This window comes from Roseobacter litoralis Och 149 (genome assembly GCF_000154785.2).
In the GTDB taxonomy this organism is placed as follows: Bacteria; Pseudomonadota; Alphaproteobacteria; order Rhodobacterales; family Rhodobacteraceae; genus Roseobacter; species Roseobacter litoralis.
In genome coordinates this window covers 2,734,916-2,753,770 of record NC_015730.1, presented here as the reverse complement: position 1 = coordinate 2,753,770, position 18,855 = coordinate 2,734,916, and the positions used below count along the sequence as shown (strand labels likewise).

At 56.5% G+C, this 18,855-nt stretch carries 20 protein-coding genes and 1 riboswitch; of the genes, 16 read left to right on the top strand and 4 right to left on the bottom strand.

The features are described 5' to 3' along the window. Nucleotides 1-97: 97 nt before the first annotated feature. Nucleotides 98-853, bottom strand: coding sequence for an alpha/beta fold hydrolase (locus tag RLO149_RS13075; RefSeq protein ID WP_013962569.1), 756 nt, complete (start codon nt 851-853; stop codon nt 98-100). A 75-nt stretch (nt 854-928) separates the two neighbouring features. Here RLO149_RS13075 and RLO149_RS13070 point away from each other — a divergent pair, with 75 nt between their 5' ends. From RLO149_RS13070 to RLO149_RS13060, 3 genes are all read left to right on the top strand, one after another. Continuing rightward, entirely contained in the window at nt 929-1,303 is a 375-nt protein-coding gene (locus RLO149_RS13070) for a hypothetical protein (RefSeq protein WP_013962568.1), read from the top strand. A 268-nt stretch (nt 1,304-1,571) separates the two neighbouring features. Continuing rightward, the gene (locus RLO149_RS13065) at nt 1,572-1,886 is read left to right on the top strand and encodes an ArsR/SmtB family transcription factor (RefSeq protein WP_013962567.1); all 315 of its coding nucleotides are present in this window, start codon (nt 1,572-1,574) and stop codon (nt 1,884-1,886) included. Nucleotides 1,887-1,940: 54 nt separating this feature from the next. Beyond that, a complete protein-coding gene (locus RLO149_RS13060) occupies nt 1,941-2,993 on the top strand; it encodes a permease (protein WP_013962566.1) in 1,053 nt (350 codons plus the stop codon). A 96-nt stretch (nt 2,994-3,089) separates the two neighbouring features. Here RLO149_RS13060 and RLO149_RS13055 read toward each other — a convergent pair whose 3' ends face one another. Beyond that, nucleotides 3,090-4,325: an HlyD family secretion protein gene (locus tag RLO149_RS13055; RefSeq protein WP_013962565.1), complete on the bottom strand. Its 1,236-nt coding sequence runs from the start codon at nt 4,323-4,325 to the stop codon at nt 3,090-3,092. Continuing rightward, nucleotides 4,318-4,743 (bottom strand): hypothetical protein, encoded by a 426-nt coding sequence (locus tag RLO149_RS13050; RefSeq protein ID WP_013962564.1) that lies wholly within the window; start codon nt 4,741-4,743, stop codon nt 4,318-4,320. The genes RLO149_RS13055 and RLO149_RS13050 overlap by 8 nt, the downstream gene beginning before the upstream one ends. A 159-nt stretch (nt 4,744-4,902) precedes the next feature. Beyond that, nucleotides 4,903-5,122: riboswitch (cobalamin riboswitch) on the top strand. A 104-nt stretch (nt 5,123-5,226) separates the two neighbouring features. On the opposite strand from RLO149_RS13050, the gene RLO149_RS13045 reads away from it, so the two are divergent. The 13 genes from RLO149_RS13045 to gph all read left to right on the top strand — a co-directional run bounded on the left by RLO149_RS13045 (nt 5,227) and on the right by gph (nt 17,859). After that, on the top strand, nt 5,227-5,631 hold the full coding sequence (locus RLO149_RS13045; RefSeq protein WP_013962563.1) for a DUF1636 family protein: 405 nt from the start codon (nt 5,227-5,229) through the stop codon (nt 5,629-5,631). After that, complete coding sequence (locus tag RLO149_RS13040; protein WP_013962562.1) at nt 5,628-6,410, top strand: ABC transporter ATP-binding protein; 783 nt, start codon at nt 5,628-5,630, stop codon at nt 6,408-6,410. The genes RLO149_RS13045 and RLO149_RS13040 overlap by 4 nt, the downstream gene beginning before the upstream one ends. A gap of 12 nt (nt 6,411-6,422) precedes the next feature. Then, nucleotides 6,423-7,364, top strand: coding sequence for an ABC transporter substrate-binding protein (locus tag RLO149_RS13035; RefSeq protein WP_013962561.1), 942 nt, complete (start codon nt 6,423-6,425; stop codon nt 7,362-7,364). Nucleotides 7,365-7,369: 5 nt separating this feature from the next. Further along, nucleotides 7,370-8,416, top strand: coding sequence for a FecCD family ABC transporter permease (locus RLO149_RS13030; protein ID WP_013962560.1), 1,047 nt, complete (start codon nt 7,370-7,372; stop codon nt 8,414-8,416). Nucleotides 8,417-8,813: 397 nt separating this feature from the next. Then, nucleotides 8,814-9,740: a hypothetical protein gene (locus RLO149_RS13025; RefSeq protein ID WP_013962559.1), complete on the top strand. Its 927-nt coding sequence runs from the start codon at nt 8,814-8,816 to the stop codon at nt 9,738-9,740. 17 nt (nt 9,741-9,757) lie between these two features. Beyond that, on the top strand, nt 9,758-10,117 hold the full coding sequence (locus RLO149_RS13020) for a hypothetical protein (RefSeq protein WP_013962558.1): 360 nt from the start codon (nt 9,758-9,760) through the stop codon (nt 10,115-10,117). A gap of 80 nt (nt 10,118-10,197) precedes the next feature. Next, nucleotides 10,198-11,229 carry a LacI family DNA-binding transcriptional regulator gene (locus RLO149_RS13015; protein WP_013962557.1) on the top strand — a complete coding sequence of 344 codons (1,032 nt, stop codon included), beginning with the start codon at nt 10,198-10,200 and terminating at the stop codon, nt 11,227-11,229. Between the two features lie 94 nt (nt 11,230-11,323). Beyond that, nucleotides 11,324-12,637 (top strand): ABC transporter substrate-binding protein, encoded by a 1,314-nt coding sequence (locus RLO149_RS13010; protein WP_013962556.1) that lies wholly within the window; start codon nt 11,324-11,326, stop codon nt 12,635-12,637. A 112-nt stretch (nt 12,638-12,749) separates the two neighbouring features. After that, the gene (locus RLO149_RS13005) at nt 12,750-13,616 is read left to right on the top strand and encodes a carbohydrate ABC transporter permease (RefSeq protein WP_013962555.1); all 867 of its coding nucleotides are present in this window, start codon (nt 12,750-12,752) and stop codon (nt 13,614-13,616) included. A 12-nt stretch (nt 13,617-13,628) separates the two neighbouring features. Continuing rightward, complete coding sequence (locus tag RLO149_RS13000) at nt 13,629-14,459, top strand: carbohydrate ABC transporter permease (protein WP_013962554.1); 831 nt, start codon at nt 13,629-13,631, stop codon at nt 14,457-14,459. A gap of 11 nt (nt 14,460-14,470) precedes the next feature. Then, the gene (locus RLO149_RS12995) at nt 14,471-15,475 is read left to right on the top strand and encodes an ABC transporter ATP-binding protein (protein WP_013962553.1); all 1,005 of its coding nucleotides are present in this window, start codon (nt 14,471-14,473) and stop codon (nt 15,473-15,475) included. A gap of 177 nt (nt 15,476-15,652) precedes the next feature. Then, nucleotides 15,653-17,116, top strand: a complete 1,464-nt coding sequence (locus RLO149_RS12990; protein WP_013962552.1) for a mannitol dehydrogenase family protein — start codon at nt 15,653-15,655, stop codon at nt 17,114-17,116. A gap of 83 nt (nt 17,117-17,199) precedes the next feature. Continuing rightward, nucleotides 17,200-17,859 (top strand): phosphoglycolate phosphatase, encoded by a 660-nt coding sequence (gph, locus tag RLO149_RS12985; protein WP_013962551.1) that lies wholly within the window; start codon nt 17,200-17,202, stop codon nt 17,857-17,859. Here gph and doeB read toward each other — a convergent pair. Then, nucleotides 17,856-18,851, bottom strand: coding sequence for a N(2)-acetyl-L-2,4-diaminobutanoate deacetylase DoeB (doeB, locus tag RLO149_RS12980; protein ID WP_013962550.1), 996 nt, complete (start codon nt 18,849-18,851; stop codon nt 17,856-17,858). The genes gph and doeB overlap by 4 nt on opposite strands. Nucleotides 18,852-18,855 lie beyond the last annotated feature (4 nt).

The following is an 18,855-nucleotide window of genomic DNA, read 5'->3' as shown; positions in this document are numbered from 1 at the left end:
GATCGGGCCCCCAGTTTCAAGAACGCCGTGTGCGTTCAAATTGTTCTGCGTTATAGGCAAGCCGGGCTGCGGTGCAAGGGGGAAAGGCGTTTGCGGATCAGCCGACGAAAAAGCTGCGCACGGCCGCTTCGAATTCACGCGGTTTGTCGGCATGCAACCAGTGGCCCGCACCCCGCAGTTTTGCAAACTTTGCACGCGGAAAAAGTGTTTTGATCAAAGTACGGTGCTGTGGCTGCACATACTCCGACGTTGCCCCGCTCAGGAAAAGGGTCGGGCTCTCGAAAGGACCATCAAGCTGCGGGAAAGACATGATCTTATCCATATCGTTTTCCAGCGTCTCCAGATTGAGCCGCCATCTTTTTTCGGCCAGATCAAGCGACTGCGTGAAAAAACTGCACAGCGCAGGCTCAACCCCAAGCTCTGCCAATTGCGCCTCTGCATCCGATCGGCGCGCCACCTTTGTCAGATCGACCGCTTTCATGGCGTGAATAAACGGCAGTTGACTGTGCGTGTAAGTTACTGGCGCGATGTCGGCGATGATCATGCGGCTCACAATGTCCGGACGCGTCAGCGCCAGCGTCATTACCGCTTTACCACCCATTGAGTGACCGACCAGCTGCATGGGATCGCCCAGATTATCGATTGTTTCGGCAAGATCCGCGGCCATTTCGGGATAGCTGTGCGTATCCGTGTGCGGGCTGAAGCCGTGGTTGCGCAGATCAACCGTATAAACACGAAAACTGTCCGAAAGCCGTTTGGCGATCACACCCCAGTTGCGCGCAGAGCCGTAAAGGCCATGGACAATCATCACGGCGGGGGCGGTTGCTGCGCCAAATTCGTTCACGTTCAACATGGCCAAGGGCTAGCGGATTTTGTTGCGCTCTGCCAGAACCATTCCCTGTAAGATACCCCGACAGAGAGGCGAGTGATGCAGGAAGCCGAGCAAATTGCAGAAAAGGTCAAAGCGCTGCGTGATCTTTTTCGGGTACACATGGGTATCAGAGCGCCGACCTTGGCAAGGGCTGCGCATCGGGCCCGGCGACAATTACCGCAAAGCCTGCGCGCCAAGGCCAAAATGCTGGCCGAAGCCGAGACCATGGCACTTAACCCGAAACTGGCACGGCGGCTCGACATGGGGGCGTTGGACAGCGCTTATGTGGAACTTGCCGACCATCTGGAGGCTATTGATCTTGCGGACAAACGGTGGGGTCGTCTGTTGAATATGCTTGCGGGTATCGTGCTGAACCTGCTGATCTTTGGTGGATTGGCTTTGTTGTTCCTGTGGTGGCAAGGTCTTGTGTGACGACACGGCGCATCGCACGGGTTGGCTGTCAGGCGGTGGCACAACTTGCTTTTTGCATTCGGTATCACTGCAAGACCGTGCAAAACCTTGCGCCCGCCCCACAGGGATCAATGCGATACGCCTATGTATCTAAAAGACACTGGGGGCGCGCGCAGCAAGGACGCCGCGTCGTCGCGCAAAGGGCTGCTTTCATCACCTTGTGAATTTTAAAGCGTACCAAGACAGAGAAACTAATTTACAAAACTAGTTTTATGGTTATGATGTGTGCATGGATATAAACGAATCTGTCGCCACCGCTCTTGCGGCCTTGGGCCATGCCACACGTCTTTCGGTGTTTCGACTGCTCGTGCGCGCCGGTGATGAGGGTCTGAACGTCGGCGAAATCGGCCACCATCTGAACATGGCGCCGTCAACTCTGGCGCATCATCTTAAGGCCTTGGTGGATGCGGGACTGGTCAGGCAAGAACGACAGGGACGCCAGATTGTGAACAGTGTAAAATACGATGCCATGCACCAGATCGTGTCTTTCCTGACATCGGAATGCTGCATCGGCGTCAAACTCACCCAGGAGGATGCTGCATGAATACAGGTAGCATTTTTCAAACCCAAAAGAAACGATAAATCTAAGGATATCGCTATGACTGAACTTGCGCTGAGTGTTCGATCCTGGGCAGCTGATTTGGTTCACAGATTGTGGGGTGAAGAAAGAGTTTGGTTGGTTTCTGCCAGCCTTCTCGTTGTTTTGTTTCTGATTGCGCCGGAACAGGGCGCGACCAGCGCCGCCTTTGCGGCTCAAAACCTCATCAATGTGGCGCCGTTCCTTGTTTTGTCTATTGGGATTGCCGCTTATGCAGGCGCGACCGGGGCGGACGGTCTGATTGCTCGTGCGTTCACCGGGTCACCGCTTGTCATGATCGTCATTGCCGCACTTGCCGGTGGCTTATCCCCTTTTTGTTCCTGCGGTGTCATCCCGCTGATCGCAGCGCTCTTGGCGATGGGCGTGCCACTGGCGGCGGTAATGGCATTCTGGCTGGCGTCTCCGGTAATGGACCCTTCGATGTTTGTGCTGACAACGGGCGTTATTGGGCTTGAGTTCGCGATTGCCAAAACAATGGCTGCCGTGGGCTTGGGTATCGCGGGCGGGGCAGTAGTTCACATCATGAGCAAGGCAGGCGGGCTGACAAATCCCCTGCGCGAGGGGGTCGGGAATGGCGGATGCTGCGGTTCCTCGGTGCGCGCACCAAAAGACGTGGTCTGGAAATTCTGGCATGACGACGAACGGATGTCGAAGTTCTGGCGGGAGGGGATAAAGACCACCTTGTTCCTCGCCAAATGGCTGACCCTTGCGTTTTTGCTGGAGAGCCTGATGCTGGCGTGGCTTCCTGCGGATCTTGTTGCGCAGACGCTCGGCGGCTCCGGACTTGCGCCCATCGCGGTTGCGACAGTGGTTGGTGTACCGGCCTATCTCAACGGTTATGCAGCGCTCCCCCTCGTGGGCGGTCTGATTGAGCAGGGTATGGCGCCGGGGGCAGGGCTTGCCTTTCTGGTGGCGGGTGGGGTGACATCGTTACCGGCGGCCATTGCCGTCTGGGCATTGGTCAAGCGGCGTGTCTTCTTCCTTTATGTCGGGATCGCGCTGACCGGGTCCTTTGTCGCGGGACTGCTCTTTCATATATGGACGTCGTTTTAAGGGTCCGGGCGCATCGGCGGCGCAAGGGCATGCGGCACTGAACGCCAAAGGCAGCACGAAACAACTCAGAGCAGTCTGTTTTTGCTCTGAGTTGGATCAATGGCCGCCGCTGAACACAAGGGTCTGCACCGGCATCAGCAACAGCCTGAGCCGCAGCCCCGCCGCATGGACGACACCAATGGTATCGATTACATGCAGCGCTATTTTATGCGGGGTGCTCAAGCTCTCATCCTCGAGCCGTTCATGATTGTCGGTGTAGACATTCGCGATACAGTTACTGCCCGGCGGCAGCGCCTCGGCGGTCCCGTCATAGAGAGGTTCCAGATACACCATGATGCTGCCCGGCTGCTGGTTGTTTTGTGGATCCAGAAGCCGGTCGCTGGGTCGGACCTGCCCGGACGGGATCACATCCTGAACCGCCACGACCACCATCGGAATGACGGTGAAGGGCTTGGTCATGCAACCGATTTCACCAATCATACCCGGCTTGATGACCTGCGCGGCCATTTGGTTGAAACCTGCCTGAAAGCGGCTTCGCCCAGACGTCACGGGCACCAGCACGCCTGCCGGTCGCAGGACCGGGCTGATATAGTCGCCAACCTGCAGGCTGAGTTGCTCAACCCGACCGGTCACACCCGCATAGACCACGGTTTTTTCCAGTTCGGCGTTGGCCGCATCAAACTGTGCCAGCGCGTTATCTTTCTGCGCCGGTATCAGGGAATCGATCCGTTCCTGCGTCTCGGCCTGTTGCGCGATGGCGGCATCACGCTGCGCTGAGCGTTGCGCGACAAGGTTTTCAAAGCGGTCGATTTCAGCAAGGCGCACGGCGGTCGAACCCTGATCGCGCAGGGTCACGTTGCGCTCTAATTCCTCTTCCGCCTGCCTCAGGGCCGCGGTGGCCCCGGCGATAGATGCAATCGCTTCGGTCAAATCGGTTTGCGCCACTTTCAAGGACGCATCAGCCTCAGCAATCATTGCCTTTGCGGCTTCGACCTGTGCGCGTTGCGAGTGATCTTCCAACCGGAATATCGGCTGGCCGAGGTTCACCAATTCGTTGTTCTTGACGTAGATTTCCAATACCCGGCCCCCGGCCTGCGGCAATATCGTGACGGTGCGAAAATAGGACACAACGGAATTTGTGGCCGGGTGAAAATAAAACAGCGTCGTAATCACGGTGAGTGCCATGATCGCGCATCCGGTTATGCCCCACCTGAGTTCATACCAGACACTGAAGAGGTTGATTTCGATGCCTATTCTCTTGCCCTGTCGGAACCGGCGGTAAAGATAATCGGGCAAGATCGTGAACAGCGCGCAGATCAGTGTCTCAAGCATCAGAGGTTTCTTTCGGGGTCGGCGTCACCGGCGTTTCGCTGTTTTGGGATGTTTGCGCGTTGGGCGCCGCATCGCGCGACCCGTTTCGATCAATCGCATCGGCAATGGCGCGCAGCGGGCTGCTGAAATCGGGAAACTGGAAACCGGCCACAAGGATCGCGGCCACCCAGAACAGCCCGTTATGCGTAAACAGGGCAAGCAAGGACAAGATTCCAACCAGTTGGAACTGCGGGTGGTTCGATTTATGCGCCAGCTTTTCCGGGATCGCATGCAGCGTGAAATAGGCCACACCGATCAGGATTACGACACCAACCGTAAAAATGACCATGAAAGTAAAAAGGTAATCACTGCCGTCAGCCGCCGCTACATATTTGGGAATATGCCCGGTCGCCATGGGGTGAAGCGTTGCAGGTTCCATGCGTTCTCCAAAGTGGTACCACAGACGCAGACCTCTTCGGGCCCAAGATACCAGAACCTACATAGCGAGAAATCTGCTGGCATTGCAATGCCGCGTCTCGGGTTGCCCGCACGACACGGTAACCCGCACAGAGTTTCGCTTGACGCGGGTCGGAATCTCGGGGAAGGGTTGGGAGATGGTGTTCGGCAAGTCAAAAGCAAACCGGACTGAAAAGGGAATACGGTGCGGCGTTCGTAACAGACGCCAAATCCGTGACTGCCCCCGCAACTGTAAGCGGCGAGCGACCCCGATGATCACCACTGGATGCATCCGCATCCGGGAAGGATCGGGCAAGCTGCGACCCGCGAGTCAGGAGACCTGCCATCATTGATGTAACTTCAACCCGGGCGGGGTGTCCGGACAGGAGGTCATGATGGATTTACGGGCCAACCCGTTGAAAAGTACATGTCCCAAAGTGCACCCTGCGCAATCGCGGAGGGCGACATGGGAACACCGACACATAGAATAACAATCTGCACATCCTGCCGACATAAAGGCACCGACTGTAAACCGGGCTATGAGCTGATTGCCAGACTGCGCGCGGCGATTGCTGCTGCGGGTGACAGCGTCACCGAAGAGTTCGAGATTTCCGGCGTTGCCTGTATGGCAGGCTGTGATCGCCCCTGCACGGTTGCCTATCACGGAACGCGCAAGGCGACCTATCTTTTTGGCGATATAGAGCCGGATACGGATATTGGCGATCTGGTCAGTTTTGCACGTGATTACGCACTGCTGGAGGACGGGTGGTGTTCGTCGGTTGATCGTCCCGGCAAATTACGCAAAACCACGCTTGCGCGCGTGCCTGCGGCCATCATTGCGCTGGAAGACAGCGATGTGCGTGTCTCATGAACGCCACGGACCTCGTCGCGGAGAACATCAGCTGGGCGCCGCGCCGCAAAGAGCCGCTCTTGCTGCAACCGACCAGCTTTCGCGCCGCACCCGGCAGCGTGATGGGTGTTGTCGGCCCAAATGGGGCGGGTAAATCCACGCTGTTGCGTCTGCTCTACCGGTATCAGGCGCCGCTGAGTGGCCAAATCAGGATCGGTGGAGACGACATCTGGTCGATCCCACCGCGCGCCGCTGCGCGAAAGGTTGCGGCGGTTTTGCAGGAACAGCCGTCGTCCTTTGGACTGACAGTGCGCGAAATCGTGACGCTGGGTCGCGCACCGCACCGCCTTGGTTTTGCCACCGCAGGCGCGAAAGATGCGCAGATCGTCGAGGTTGCGCTTGATACGCTGAACCTGAGCGATTTGGCAGATCGGGACCTCGCCAACCTGTCGGGCGGTGAACGCCAGCGGGTCATGGTGGCCCGCGCCCTAGCGCAAGAGCCTCAGGTGCTGGTGCTGGATGAGCCGACCAACCATCTGGACATCCGCCATCAGCTTGAGGTGCTCGCCCTCATTCGCGCGCTGGATGTGACGATTATCGTCTCTCTGCACGATTTGAATGTCGCGGCGGATGTCTGCGATACCATTCTGCTGCTCGAAAACGGACATACGCGTGGCGTGGGGCCGCCTGATGCGGTGCTCACTGCGCATAGTGTTTCGAACGTATTTGCGGTTGAGGCGCGCGCAGAACAGCTTAGTCCGAGCAAGACCAAACACTTATCCTTCCACCTTCCGCATTAAGGCAAGCACACGATGAAGCCGACACGTATACTTTCTTCCCTGTTTATGATCCTGATGGGCACCGGCCCGCTGGCGCAGACAACGGTGCAAAGCTGCAACCGAACCGTCACCTTCGACGCGCCGCCGAAGGCTGCGATTTCCAACGACGTCAACCTGACTGAGATGATGCTGGTCCTTGGGCTGGCGGACCGGATGGTGGGCTATACCGGTATCTCCGGCTGGAAAACGCTGGACGCGGAGATGACGGCGGGTGTCGAAGCCCTGCCCGAATTATCCGCCAAATACCCCAGCAAGGAAGTGCTGATCGGGGCGGATGCTGATTTCTTCTTTGCAGGTTGGAACTACGGCATGAAAGTGGGCGGTGAAGTGACGCCCGAGACGTTGGAGCCCTTTGGCATCAAGGTCTACGAGCTTACCGAAAGCTGCATTCACATCGGTGAGAAAGCCGCCGTCAGCATGGAAGATATGTATGCCGACCTGCTGAACCTTGGCGCGATCTTTGACGTATCCGAAAAGGCGGAGGCACTGGTGGCAGGCTACCGCGCGGAACTGGACAGCTTCACCGCGTCATTGTCGCCCCTCAGCACCCCGCCGCGCGTATTTGTCTATGACAGCGGCGAAGACGTGCCCTTTACCGCCGGGCGCTATGCGATGCCGAATGCGCTGATCGAGGCTGCAGGTGGGGTCAATATCATGAACGGTCTGGAGAAAAGCTGGGCGACGGTTGGATGGGAAACCGTTGTCGAGCGTAACCCCGAAGTGATCGTTATCGTCAACTACGGCGATGTCACGGCGGCGCAAAAACGCGCGTTCATGATGTCCAATCCTGCTTTTGCACAGCTTGATGCGGTCAGGAACGACCGTTTCGTAACGCTGGAATATGTCGAGGCGACACCGGGTCCACGCAACATCGCCGCCGTCAAAACGCTTGCTGCGGCTTTACGGGCGGAGTGAACCCTATGGCAAAGACCGCAGCAGCACGATCCGGGCAGTCTGCGGTCTATCCTGTCGCAATGATGTGCGGTTGGATCCTTTTGCTGCTATCGCTGACGATGGCGGTCAGCATTGGCGCTGTTTCGATCCCCTTTTCGACAGTCTGGGGGGTGGTGTTGAATAATACAATTGACACGTCTTTTGTCGGCGATTGGTCAACAGGACGCGAAGCGATTGTTTGGGACATCCGGTTTCCACGCGCTTTGCTGGCCTGTTTCGTCGGCGCGGGGCTGGCGATGGTGGGCGCAAGTCTGCAGGCCGTCACGCGCAACCCGCTTGCAGATCCGCATCTGTTGGGGATTTCTGCGGGCGGGGCTTTTGGCGCCATTCTTGCGCTGCTCCACACCGGATTGTTCCTTGGGCTGCTGACGGTGCCTCTGTTGGCCTTTGCGGGGGCCTTGGGCGCGACGCTGCTGGTACTGGCAGTCTCGCAATTCGCCGCGGCAACCAGTGCGGACAGGCTTGTGCTTGCCGGGGTTGCCGTATCATTCATCGTGATGTCGATGGCAAATGTGCTGATTTTCCTTGGTGACCCGCGCGCGACCCATACGGTTGTGTTCTGGATGCTTGGGGGCTTGGGGTTGGCGCAATGGAACCAGCTTATCTTTCCGCTGATCATTCTGGTTTTCTGTGGCGTCTATCTGCGGATCAATGCGGGTAACCTCAATGCAATGACAGTCGGGGATGAAACCGCGGCAACGCTGGGCCTGAACGTGGCACGCTTTCGCTTGTCGATCTTTTTCATCGGCGCGTTGATCACGGGGGTGATGGTCGCGTTTTCCGGCATCATCGGTTTTGTCGGACTGATGGTGCCCCACATCGTGCGGTTGATCGTTGGCGGGGATTACGCGCGCGTTTTGCCAGCGTCGGCCTTGCTGGGGGCTGTATTTCTGCTTTGGGCGGATATTGTCGCACGCACGGTCATGGCCCCTGAGGACATGCCGATCGGTATCGTCACCGGTCTTGCAGGCGGCACCTTTTTTGTCTGGTTGTTGCGCCGCAGACAACGCTGAGGTTACCGTCCGAAATATAGCCGGGCCGCTTGGACGCGCTGCAAACCTGGCCGCGTCTTAGACATTCACCGCAATGGATTAAAACCTGTGGCTGAAACGCCCAAAGGCTATTTTTCTCGGCGATGCCGGCCGTAATTGTCGGAAAATGTCAGGTCCTTCAGGGCAAAAATGCTGAAATTCAAGCATAGCGTGTCGACAGATCAAAATTGTATTGTTAGTCTTCTCGCTATTGTAGAAGTGAATTTGGACTAAAAAGACCTTTTCAGCGCCAGCCCCGGCGCCTGTGGACGGCAGGCGCCAGGGGGCCACCGCGCTGATTTCTCGTGCATTTGTTGCGGTTTTCTTGAGCCGCAAAGACAAGGCGCATTTTGATGAAGTTTGCAGAACTGGACACATCATGACACTTCGATCGATCTGGCCGGTGATGGCGTTGGCGGTTGTTGCTGGATGTTCATCGCCAGTGTACCGCGGCTCTGTCGCGTCTTTTGGCGAGGCGACGGAAGCGGCCGCGCAGGCGCAGACCAAACGGCTCGGTACGTTGACAGAAAACCAGATTTCCGACATTCGCGGCGACCTCGCACAAGATGGGGTTTTTCTGGCCTATGCACCGGAATGTGCCTTGCTTGCCGTGCCGGGGTCTTCGATTGAGGATTGCAAGGTGGTGCGGCGCGACGGTGCGCCAATAGAAAACCCTGAAAGCTTTGCCTCCATCGCGGCGCTCAACAAGGCCATGGGGGAATATGGCGCGAACCTTGCGGCCCTTGCGGCCGATGCAGCACAAGACGGCGCCGCGTTCAACACGTCGTTGACCAACCTTGCAGTGTCCGTCGAGGGCCTAAGCTCGGCGCTGGGCGGGGCAGGGACAAAAGATCAGTTCGAAGCGGTGGGGGCGGCATTCGGGGGCATTGGCACCGCCACATTTGCAGGTGCGCGCACCGCCAAGCTGCGCGAGATTATCGTGGCGGTCGATCCGCAAATTCAGCAGGCCACCGGGTTGCTCAGTGCTGCCTCGGAAGCGCTGACCCTGAGCGAAGTCACCACATCCCTGCAGCGTGTGGAACGTGCGGAACGTGCGCTCGCGGCGGCCTATGCCAACAATGCATCAACGCGCGATGTGCAGCGTTTGCAGGACAGGCTTTTTGATGAGGTGGCGGCGCTGAAACGCAGCGCGGCGGCCAGAGATGCATATGCCAATATCGGCCAGACACATGCCAAACTGGCCAAGGCATCCCGAGACAGCGCCAGCAAAGAGGATTTGCAAGGCTCGATTGTGGAGTTGTCCAAGCTGGTCAAGCTCCTTTCGGAGTCCGCCGACCCATTTTGATGACAAAGGAATGTTAGATGTCCAAAGCGCGTTTAAGCAACTGGGGTTCCTGGCAACAAACCCGTAATGCCATTGCGGTGAACCTTGGTTACAATATCGAATCCCGAAACCGCCAGACACCGGGTTCAGCAGCGGAACAAGAGTTCTCCGACAACATCGACGACTTGCTCAAAAGCATGCAGGTTCACGCTTTAAGTGGTTTGCGCCAGATTGATCTGGAGATAGCGAATTCAACTCTTCTTGAGGATATCGCGGCGGCATCTCGCGATATCAAGAAAGAAACCGATCGTATCAAAGATGCGACGGACCGCCTTGACGACCTTACGCGCCTTGTCAAAAAGCTGTCGAAACTGGTCGGGTTGTTCGCCGGTCTGTAATCTGCCTACTTAAATTTGCGCGCGTTAAAAAAATTTGTACAATGCGACTCTGACAGACAGAGAGTTGTAGCGCACGAGAGATGAGCAATACCAAGATCAGAAATATGGAAGAGTTCGCGGCGGTCAGTGGGATTTCACGGCCGACGGTGTCAAAGTACTTCCACAACCCGCAAAGCGTGCGCGCCACGACGCGCAAGCGCATCGAAGAAGCGCTGGAGCATCACGATTATCGCCCGAACATCTATGCGATCAACCAGAATCGGCGCCTGACAAAGAACATCGGAATCGTGGTGCCTTATCTGGCCGATCCTTTCTTTTCGGAAATATCGCGCGTGATTGAGCGGCGCTGCATTGAGGCGGGCTATGCGCCGAACCTGTTTAATTCTCATGGTGAGGCATCGCAGGAAAACGATATTCTGGATGGATTGCGGTCGTTGAAACCGGCGGGCGTTTTGCTGGCGCCACTGGGTCGGCTGTCCGACACGTCGATGATTGAGAAGTTCTGCCGTGATGTCCCGACGGTCCTGTTCGATAGTAATCTTGATGGTATAGGCGATGCTTTCGTGGGTTCTGACAATTACAGTTTCGTGTCGCAAACTGTTGAATACCTTAGCAGAACCGGAGAGCCGCCATGTTTTCTGGAGATGCGGACGCCTGCAAACCCGAACGCCAACAAACGTCGGCGCGCCTATTTGCAGATGATGGAGCGTCTGGGTCTGGAAACACAGGTTATCAAAATTGACGGAGAGGGTTGGGCGTTTGAAGAGATCGGTCGCAATGGCGGCTTCAAACTGCTTGATGAAAAGATACTAAAGACGGATACGGTTTTGTGCAGCAACGACCGCCTTGCTATTGGCTTTCTGTCCGCTTGCTATGACCGGGGCGTGCGAGTCGGACGAGATGCGTCTTGTGATCTGCGTGTGGCGTCACATGACGATCATCCGCTATCACGTTTTGCCTGCCCGTCACTGACCACCGCTGCACATGACTATGCTTCTGTGTCCGAGCACGCGGTCGAGACTTTGTTCCAATGCATTGAAAATGGCGGAAATTCGGGGGCGAGACCGGAAACGCTTTTTCCCGCGCGACTGATAATTCGCGACTCAGCGTGAGTTAAAAGTTTACGCGCGTAAACTTTTTTGTTGACCGGACGTATACAATGCGACTAGCTTGATTGGACAACATCCAACCATAGGGAGGACACGGATGTCTTTGAGACACGCACTTTGTGCGGCGACTGCTATGTCGCTCATCACGGCAAGCAGCGCATTCGCTGACGGCCATGCAACCACACTCACCATCGCAACTGTCAACAATGGCGACATGATCCGCATGCAGGGTCTGACAGACGATTTCACCGAGAAAACAGGCCATCAGGTAGAATGGGTGACCTTGGAGGAAAACGTTCTGCGTCAACGCGTGACAACGGACATCACCACCAAGGGTGGTCAGTTCGACATCATGACCATCGGCATGTACGAAACGCCCATCTGGGCCAAGAACGACTGGCTGATCTCTCTTGATGATCTGTCCGCCGAATACGACATTGACGATATTCTGCCCGCAATGCGCGGTGGCCTGTCGCTCGATGGCACGCTCTATGCGGCACCATTTTATGGTGAATCGTCAATGGTCATGTACCGCACCGACCTGATGGAAGCCGCAGGCATGGAAATGCCCGACGCGCCCACTTGGGACTTCATCGGGGAAGCCGCACGCGCCATGACGGACAAGGACAACGAGATATACGGTATTTGTCTGCGCGGAAAAGCGGGTTGGGGCGAAAACGCAGCCTTCCTGACGGCGATGTCCAACTCCTTTGGCGCGCGGATCGTGGATGAAAACTGGGTCCCTCAGTACGATTCCGATGCATGGTCCAACACGCTCAACTTCTACATCAATCTGATGAATGACGCGGGCCCTCCCGGTGCTTCGACAAATGGTTTCAATGAAAACCTGTCGCTGTTCCAACAAGGCAAGTGCGGCATGTGGATTGACGCGACAGTTGCTGCGTCTTTCGTGACCAACCCGGACGATTCAACTGTTGCGGACAAGGTCGGCTTTGCGCTGGCACCGGACAATGGTTTGGGCAAACGATCCAACTGGCTTTGGGCCTGGGCGCTGGCAATTCCTGCGGGCACCGAAAAGGCTGACGCTGCGAAAGAGTTCATCGAATGGGCGACTTCGACCAGCTATATTGAGCTTGTTGCGGAAAATGAAGGCTGGGCCAACGTTCCACCGGGCGCACGGACATCGTTGTATGAGAACCCGAACTATCAGGACGTTCCCTTTGCCAAGATGACACTGGAGAGCATCCTGTCGGCAGATCCGAACAGCCCAACAATCGATCCGGTCCCATACATCGGCGTACAGTTCGCCGCGATCCCTGAGTGGGCCGGTATGGGTTCAGAAATCGGTCAGGAGTTCTCAGCAGCTCTTGCCGGTCAGCAAACCGCTGACGAAGCACTGGCAAAAGCGCAAGCGATTGCCACTGATGTAATGGAAGCCGCCGGGTACTAACCGCGTCTTTCTGCCGGGGGGCTGGCCGCAGCTATGCCCCCCGGATACACTGAAATCTCTATAATTCACACGCATTGAAACGGCTTGTCCGTTAACGGGAGAGGTACATCCAATGGCTACGCAGCAATCCCGATCAGCAGCCAGAATAATGATGGCCCCGGCTGTAATCCTGCTTTTGGGCTGGATGCTGGTGCCGCTGACCATGACGCTGATGTTCTCATTCAAGAAGTATCTGCCGCTGCGCGGCGGTGATCTGGGATGGGTTGGTTTCGACAATTATGTCCGATTTGTGAGTTCCAGCGCCTTTTGGCCTTCGGTTATGGCAACACTGACCATTGTTGGTGGTGTGCTTGTTATCACGATTGTGCTCGGTGTCGTTCTGGCCCTGTTGCTTGATCAGCCGATGTGGGGTCAGGGGATTGTGCGCATTCTCGTGATCGCGCCCTTCTTCGTGATGCCGACCGTTTCCGCGCTTGTTTGGAAAAACATGTTCATGGATCCTGTGAACGGTCTTTTTGCGCATGTTTGGAAGTTCTTTGGCGCCGAACCCATACAATGGCTCAGTCAGGCGCCGCTGGAATCGATTGTGCTTATTGTCAGCTGGCAGTGGTTGCCCTTTGCAACGCTGATCCTGCTCACCGCCGTGCAGTCGCTTGACAGCGAGCAACTGGAAGCTGCCGAAATGGATGGCGCGCCGTTCTATAGCCGGTTCATCCATATCATCCTGCCGCATCTTGCCCGCGCAATCACAATTGTCGTGCTGATCCAGACGATCTTTCTTTTGTCGATCTTTGCGGAAATCTTTGTGACCACGGGTGGGTCCTTCGGCACCAGAACACTGTCCTATCTCATTTTCCAGCGCGTGCTTGAAAGTCAGAACGTCGGCCTTGGGTCTGCGGGTGGTGTCTATGCAATCATACTTGCCAATATCGTTGCCATCTTCCTGATGCGCATCGTCGGCAAAAACCTCGACAACTAAGGAGGACCGGATATGGCTCGTGCTGTTACAAACAACCGCAAAGCGCTCAATACCGCGATCGCCTGGACGATTGGTCTGTTGATCTTCTTTCCGATCCTGTGGACCATTCTGACCAGCTTCAAGACCGAAGCCACGGCAATCGCGGACCCACCTGTGTTCCTCTTTTTCGACTGGACGCTTGAGAACTACACCGTGGTTCAGGAACGCTCCAACTATGGCCGTTTCTTGTGGAACTCCATCATTATCGCAGGGGGTTCAACCCTTCTTGGATTGCTCGTGGCTGTACCTGCTGCCTGGTCCATGGCCTTTGTGCCCAGCAAGCGGACCAAAGATATCCTGCTGTGGATGCTCTCCACCAAGATGTTGCCGGCGGTTGGGGTTCTCTATCCGATCTATCTGATCTTCATCCAATTTGGTCTGCTTGACAGCATTATCGGTCTGACGATTATCCTGATGCTGATCAACCTGCCGATCATCATCTGGATGCTCTATACGTATTTCCGCGAAATTCCGGGCGAAATTCTGGAAGCGGCGCGTATGGATGGTGCCGGGTTGAAATCGGAAATCCTCTATGTACTGACACCAATGGCGGTGCCGGGGATTGCGTCTACAATGCTGCTGAATTTCATTCTTGCCTGGAACGAAGCCTTCTGGACTCTGAACCTGACAGCAGCAAAAGCAGCCCCGTTGACGGCCTTTATTGCCAGCTATTCCAGTCCGGAAGGATTGTTTTACGCAAAGCTGTCGGCAGCTTCCACCATGGCCATTGCGCCAATTCTCATCCTCGGCTGGTTCAGCCAGAAACAACTCGTACGCGGCCTCACGTTTGGCGCGGTTAAGTAAGGAGCATTGTCATGGGACAGATTACTCTCGAGAAAGTCACCAAGAGTTTCGGTGCAACAGAAGTCATTCCACCCCTCGACCTCACGATCGAAGATGGCGAGTTCACAGTTTTCGTAGGGCCTTCGGGTTGTGGTAAGTCCACACTTTTGCGCCTGATTGCCGGGCTGGAGGATGTGTCATCCGGCGTCATGCGGATTGACGGCAAAGAAGCAACCAACGTGCCGCCCGCCAAGCGCGGTCTGGCGATGGTGTTCCAATCCTACGCGCTTTATCCGCATATGACGGTGCGCAAGAATATCGCATTTCCGATGCGGATGGCTGGGATTGATCAGGCGGAACAGGATAGCCGGATCAAGCAGGCCGCCGCAGCACTGAACCTCACCGATTATCTGGACCGCCGCCCGGGCCAATTGTCAGGTGGTCAGAGACAACGGGTGGCCATTGGCCGTGCCATTGTGCGTGAGCCATCGGCGTTTCTCTTTGATGAACCGCTTTCCAACCTTGATGCTGCGCTGCGTGTGGGCATGCGGATGGAAATCTCGGAACTGCATGAAAAGCTCAAAACCACCATGATTTATGTGACCCATGATCAGGTGGAAGCGATGACGATGGCCGACAAGATTGTCGTTCTGCGCGCGGGCCACGTCGAACAGGTCGGCACACCGCTGGAGCTGTATAAGACACCGCGGAACGTCTTTGTCGCGGGCTTCATCGGCTCACCCAAGATGAACCTGATCGAGGGCGACGAGGCGGCCAAACACAATGCGCATACAATCGGCGTGCGCCCTGAGCATATCGAGATTTCGGCTGAAAGCGGGCAGTGGTCGGGTACCGTCGGGGTGTCAGAGCATCTGGGCTCTGATACATTCTTCCACATTCAGGACAGCGGATTGGCTGATACCATCACGGTGCGCGCGGGTGGAGAAGTTGGTTTCCGCCACGGGGACCGGGTTTACATGACGCCGCGCTCGGATGTTATTCATAAGTTTGGCGATACCGGACTGCGCATCGAATAAGGCGGCGTGCAGCAAGGGCCGCTCCCCTTTTTGACATGTTGTGCAGCCGGAAGATATGACAGCGATGGCGTTTTTTCCGGTTGCGCAATACGTAGGTCACACTGTGGCGCGGACGTATAGAACAGATGGCGGAAACTGGATGAGCTGATGGATGATTTGGTGCAAGGATCCCTCCCGATGAGCTTGGGCAACAAGACGTTGGCAACACTGCCAACAGGCGTGGAACGACCGCGTTATGATCGGTCAAAACTGACGGCTGGCATTGTTCACATCGGTCTGGGCAATTTCCACCGGGCGCATCAGGCATGGTATTTGCACCGTCTGATGCAGCAAGGCGAGGCGTTGGACTGGGCAATCATCGGGGCAGGCGTGCGGCCCGGCGATGCAGCCATGCGCGACAAACTGCTGGAGCAGGATTGTCTGACAACGCTGATCGAACTTGACCCATCGGGGACATCGGCAGAGGTCACCGGCGCCATGATCGACTTTCTGCCGGTCGAAGAAGACAATGCCACACTGATCACGACAATGACGGATCCCGCGATCCGGATCGTGTCATTGACGGTGACCGAAGGGGGGTATTTTCTGGATGGGTCTGGTGCGTTGGACACGAGCCACGGCGACATTATCCATGATGCCACATACCCGGACGCCCCACGAACGGCCTTTGGCGCTATAATTGCTGCGCTCAAGGCACGCCGCGACAGAGGTCTTATGCCGTTTACCTGTCAGTGTTGTGACAATTTGCAGAACAACGGCGAGATTTTACGGCAGGTGATCATCGGTCTTGCAGAACTCAGCGCCCCGGACCTCGCGGATTGGATCAACGAAAACGCGGCGTTTCCAAATGCGATGGTCGATTGCATCGTGCCAGCAACCGGGCAGGCGGAACGCGACCTTGTCCATAAGATCGGCATTGATGATGCCGCGCCCGTAACGCATGAAAACTACCGTCAGTGGGTTATCGAAGATCGCTTTTGCGCAGGCCGCCCCCCGTGGGAAAACGTAGGCGCTACGCTCACGCAGGATGTGCATGCTTATGAAAGCATGAAGATCAGAATGCTGAATGCAGGCCATCAGGTTTTGGCCAATGTAGGTGAAATACTGGGCTTGCCAACGATATCATCTTGTATGCAGGATGCGCAGGTCTCCGCGTTTTTCTCAAAGGTCCAGACCGAGGAAATCGCTCCTTACGTTGATGCTGTACCCGACTTGTCGCCCCAGAAATACCTGGCGTTGATTGAGAAGCGTTTTGCGAACCCCGCAATTCGCGATACGACCCGACGCGTCGCGTTTGACGGTTCATCACGCCATTTTGGATTTGTGATTCCAATCCTGCAGGATGCGATTGAAGCAAAAGGAAGTATCGTCGGTTTGGCCCTTGTTGAGGCCCTTTGGGCGCGTATGTGTGCTGGCCTGCGCGAGGATGGCAGTGTGATTGAGCCAAACGATCCGCATTGGATGGCGCTGACGGAGGCTGCTGTAAAAGCGCGCAGTAACCCCGGTGCATGGCTTGAACAATCCGTTTTCTATGCTGGTGTCGCCGACGATATGGCTTTCAAAGCGGCATTTGATGACTGGCTGACGCTGATCTGGCGCGATGGTGCACGCGCAGCGCTTGATCGATATCTCGCCACTTGAGGTCCGTGCGAAACCTGTTTGTGTTGCACGAGCAACAGGGCCATAGGTGAACCCGCGCATTGTGGGATTGAACCGGAAAACGAATGGCCAAGCTGAAGCAGATAATATTCGACCTCGATGGGACGTTAATTGACAGCGCCCCTGATCTGAGGGCCGCGATGAACGTGGTTCTGGTGGAACTTGGGCGCCAGCCGCTCGACCTGAAAACTGTTATCGGGTTCATTGGCAATGGTGTTGAGAAACTTGTGGCCCGCAGTCTTGCGGCCACCGGTGGTGCCGAGGCGCAGCTGCACCCGCGCGCGCTTGAACTGTTCTTGCAGGCTTATGCCAAAGACAAAACAACGTTGACCCGGCCCTTTCCGGGCGTTTTCGAATGCCTGGACCGGCTGAAAGAGGCGGGAATACCAATGGGTCTTTGCACCAACAAACCACACGGGCCCGCAAATGAGATTTGCGAGGTGATGGGCCTTGATGGGTATTTCGGTGTGATCAGCGGGGCGCTGCCCGATGTGCCAAAGAAACCAGACCCGGCACCCCTTTTGGCCGTGATCGACGCCTTGGGTGGTGATCCGGCAAGCACGGTTTATGTAGGCGACAGCGCGGTGGACTATGACACGGCACGCGCGGCACAGGTGCCTTTTCGGCTTTATACGCAAGGGTATCTGAACAGGCCGCTGCCTGATCTGGATCCTGCGCACCGGTTCGATGACTGGGCACAGGTCGACTTTATACCGGAGCGTTAGTCTGCGTCTTCTACCGCCAGAACAGCCAGACAATCGCCCGGCTGGATCAGACCCGGATGATGGCGCGCGACCAGTAGACCGGGGCGCTGCGCAAACACCTGAAAGGGCGCGCGCCCTGTCGAACCAAGGTGCCAGATCTCGGCAATCAGATCGCCTTTGGTGACATGTTGTCCAAGCCGTATCTTGAAATCGACCAAGCCGCCGGTTTCGGTGAAATGAAAGCACTCATCATCGGGTTGTGTCAGGGTTATGCTGGGATTACGCGTCGGCGTTCCTTGTAAGATTCCGGTGTGGATGAGCAGGTTGCGTATGCCGTTTTTCGCAATCATGACCGTGTCGGGCGTCGCTGTTCCGCCCCCGGCCAGTTCGGTCGTGACAAAGGTTTTGCCCAGACTTTCCGCTGCGTGATCATACATGCCGCGGGAATCTATTTCGCGCATCTCAATGCTATAGGGTGCATTAAAGGCATCGCGGGCTGCCCGGCAACGTGCTTCTTGCGCCTTGTCGTCGAGAATGTGCGACGCGGCAAACGGAAGGAAATCCAGCGTTTTGCCCCCGGAATGAAAATCCAGCACCAGATCTGCCATGGGCAGCAGGTATCGCTGGACATAGTCGGCCATCTTTTGTGTCGGGGTGCCATCGGCCCGGCCGGGGAAAGACCGGTTCATATTGCCGCCATCAATAGGTGAGGTGCGCGTGCCTGCCATAACGGCCGGGTGGTTCATTGACGGAATGGCGATAACGCGCCCGGATATTTTCAAAGGGTCCAGTTCGCGTGCCAGATGATGCAGCGCAATCGGTCCTTCGTACTCATCGCCGTGATTGCCACCGGTCAATACTGCGGTCGGACCGGCCCCGTTTTTGATCACGCAGATCGGGGTCAGGATTGAGCCCCACGCGCTGTCATCGCGGCTATAGGGCAGGCGCAGATAGCCGTGCTGCACGCCGTCTGCGTCATAATCGATTGTGGCATGCACCTGCGTGTCCTGCATCCGT

Excerpts from the sequence above, each read along its gene's own strand:
- RLO149_RS13075 (WP_013962569.1), bottom strand. The coding sequence starts at position 853 with ATGTTGAACGTGAACGAATTTGGCGCAGCAACCGCCCCCGCCGTGATG.
- RLO149_RS13070 (WP_013962568.1), top strand. The coding sequence starts at position 929 with ATGCAGGAAGCCGAGCAAATTGCAGAAAAGGTCAAAGCGCTGCGTGAT.
- RLO149_RS13065 (WP_013962567.1), top strand. The coding sequence starts at position 1,572 with ATGGATATAAACGAATCTGTCGCCACCGCTCTTGCGGCCTTGGGCCAT.
- RLO149_RS13060 (WP_013962566.1), top strand. The coding sequence starts at position 1,941 with ATGACTGAACTTGCGCTGAGTGTTCGATCCTGGGCAGCTGATTTGGTT.
- RLO149_RS13055 (WP_013962565.1), bottom strand. The coding sequence starts at position 4,325 with ATGCTTGAGACACTGATCTGCGCGCTGTTCACGATCTTGCCCGATTAT.
- RLO149_RS13050 (WP_013962564.1), bottom strand. The coding sequence starts at position 4,743 with ATGGAACCTGCAACGCTTCACCCCATGGCGACCGGGCATATTCCCAAA.
- RLO149_RS13045 (WP_013962563.1), top strand. The coding sequence starts at position 5,227 with ATGGGAACACCGACACATAGAATAACAATCTGCACATCCTGCCGACAT.
- RLO149_RS13040 (WP_013962562.1), top strand. The coding sequence starts at position 5,628 with ATGAACGCCACGGACCTCGTCGCGGAGAACATCAGCTGGGCGCCGCGC.
- RLO149_RS13035 (WP_013962561.1), top strand. The coding sequence starts at position 6,423 with ATGAAGCCGACACGTATACTTTCTTCCCTGTTTATGATCCTGATGGGC.
- RLO149_RS13030 (WP_013962560.1), top strand. The coding sequence starts at position 7,370 with ATGGCAAAGACCGCAGCAGCACGATCCGGGCAGTCTGCGGTCTATCCT.
- RLO149_RS13025 (WP_013962559.1), top strand. The coding sequence starts at position 8,814 with ATGACACTTCGATCGATCTGGCCGGTGATGGCGTTGGCGGTTGTTGCT.
- RLO149_RS13020 (WP_013962558.1), top strand. The coding sequence starts at position 9,758 with ATGTCCAAAGCGCGTTTAAGCAACTGGGGTTCCTGGCAACAAACCCGT.
- RLO149_RS13015 (WP_013962557.1), top strand. The coding sequence starts at position 10,198 with ATGAGCAATACCAAGATCAGAAATATGGAAGAGTTCGCGGCGGTCAGT.
- RLO149_RS13010 (WP_013962556.1), top strand. The coding sequence starts at position 11,324 with ATGTCTTTGAGACACGCACTTTGTGCGGCGACTGCTATGTCGCTCATC.
- RLO149_RS13005 (WP_013962555.1), top strand. The coding sequence starts at position 12,750 with ATGGCTACGCAGCAATCCCGATCAGCAGCCAGAATAATGATGGCCCCG.
- RLO149_RS13000 (WP_013962554.1), top strand. The coding sequence starts at position 13,629 with ATGGCTCGTGCTGTTACAAACAACCGCAAAGCGCTCAATACCGCGATC.
- RLO149_RS12995 (WP_013962553.1), top strand. The coding sequence starts at position 14,471 with ATGGGACAGATTACTCTCGAGAAAGTCACCAAGAGTTTCGGTGCAACA.
- RLO149_RS12990 (WP_013962552.1), top strand. The coding sequence starts at position 15,653 with ATGAGCTTGGGCAACAAGACGTTGGCAACACTGCCAACAGGCGTGGAA.
- gph (WP_013962551.1), top strand. The coding sequence starts at position 17,200 with ATGGCCAAGCTGAAGCAGATAATATTCGACCTCGATGGGACGTTAATT.
- doeB (WP_013962550.1), bottom strand. The coding sequence starts at position 18,851 with ATGCAGGACACGCAGGTGCATGCCACAATCGATTATGACGCAGACGGC.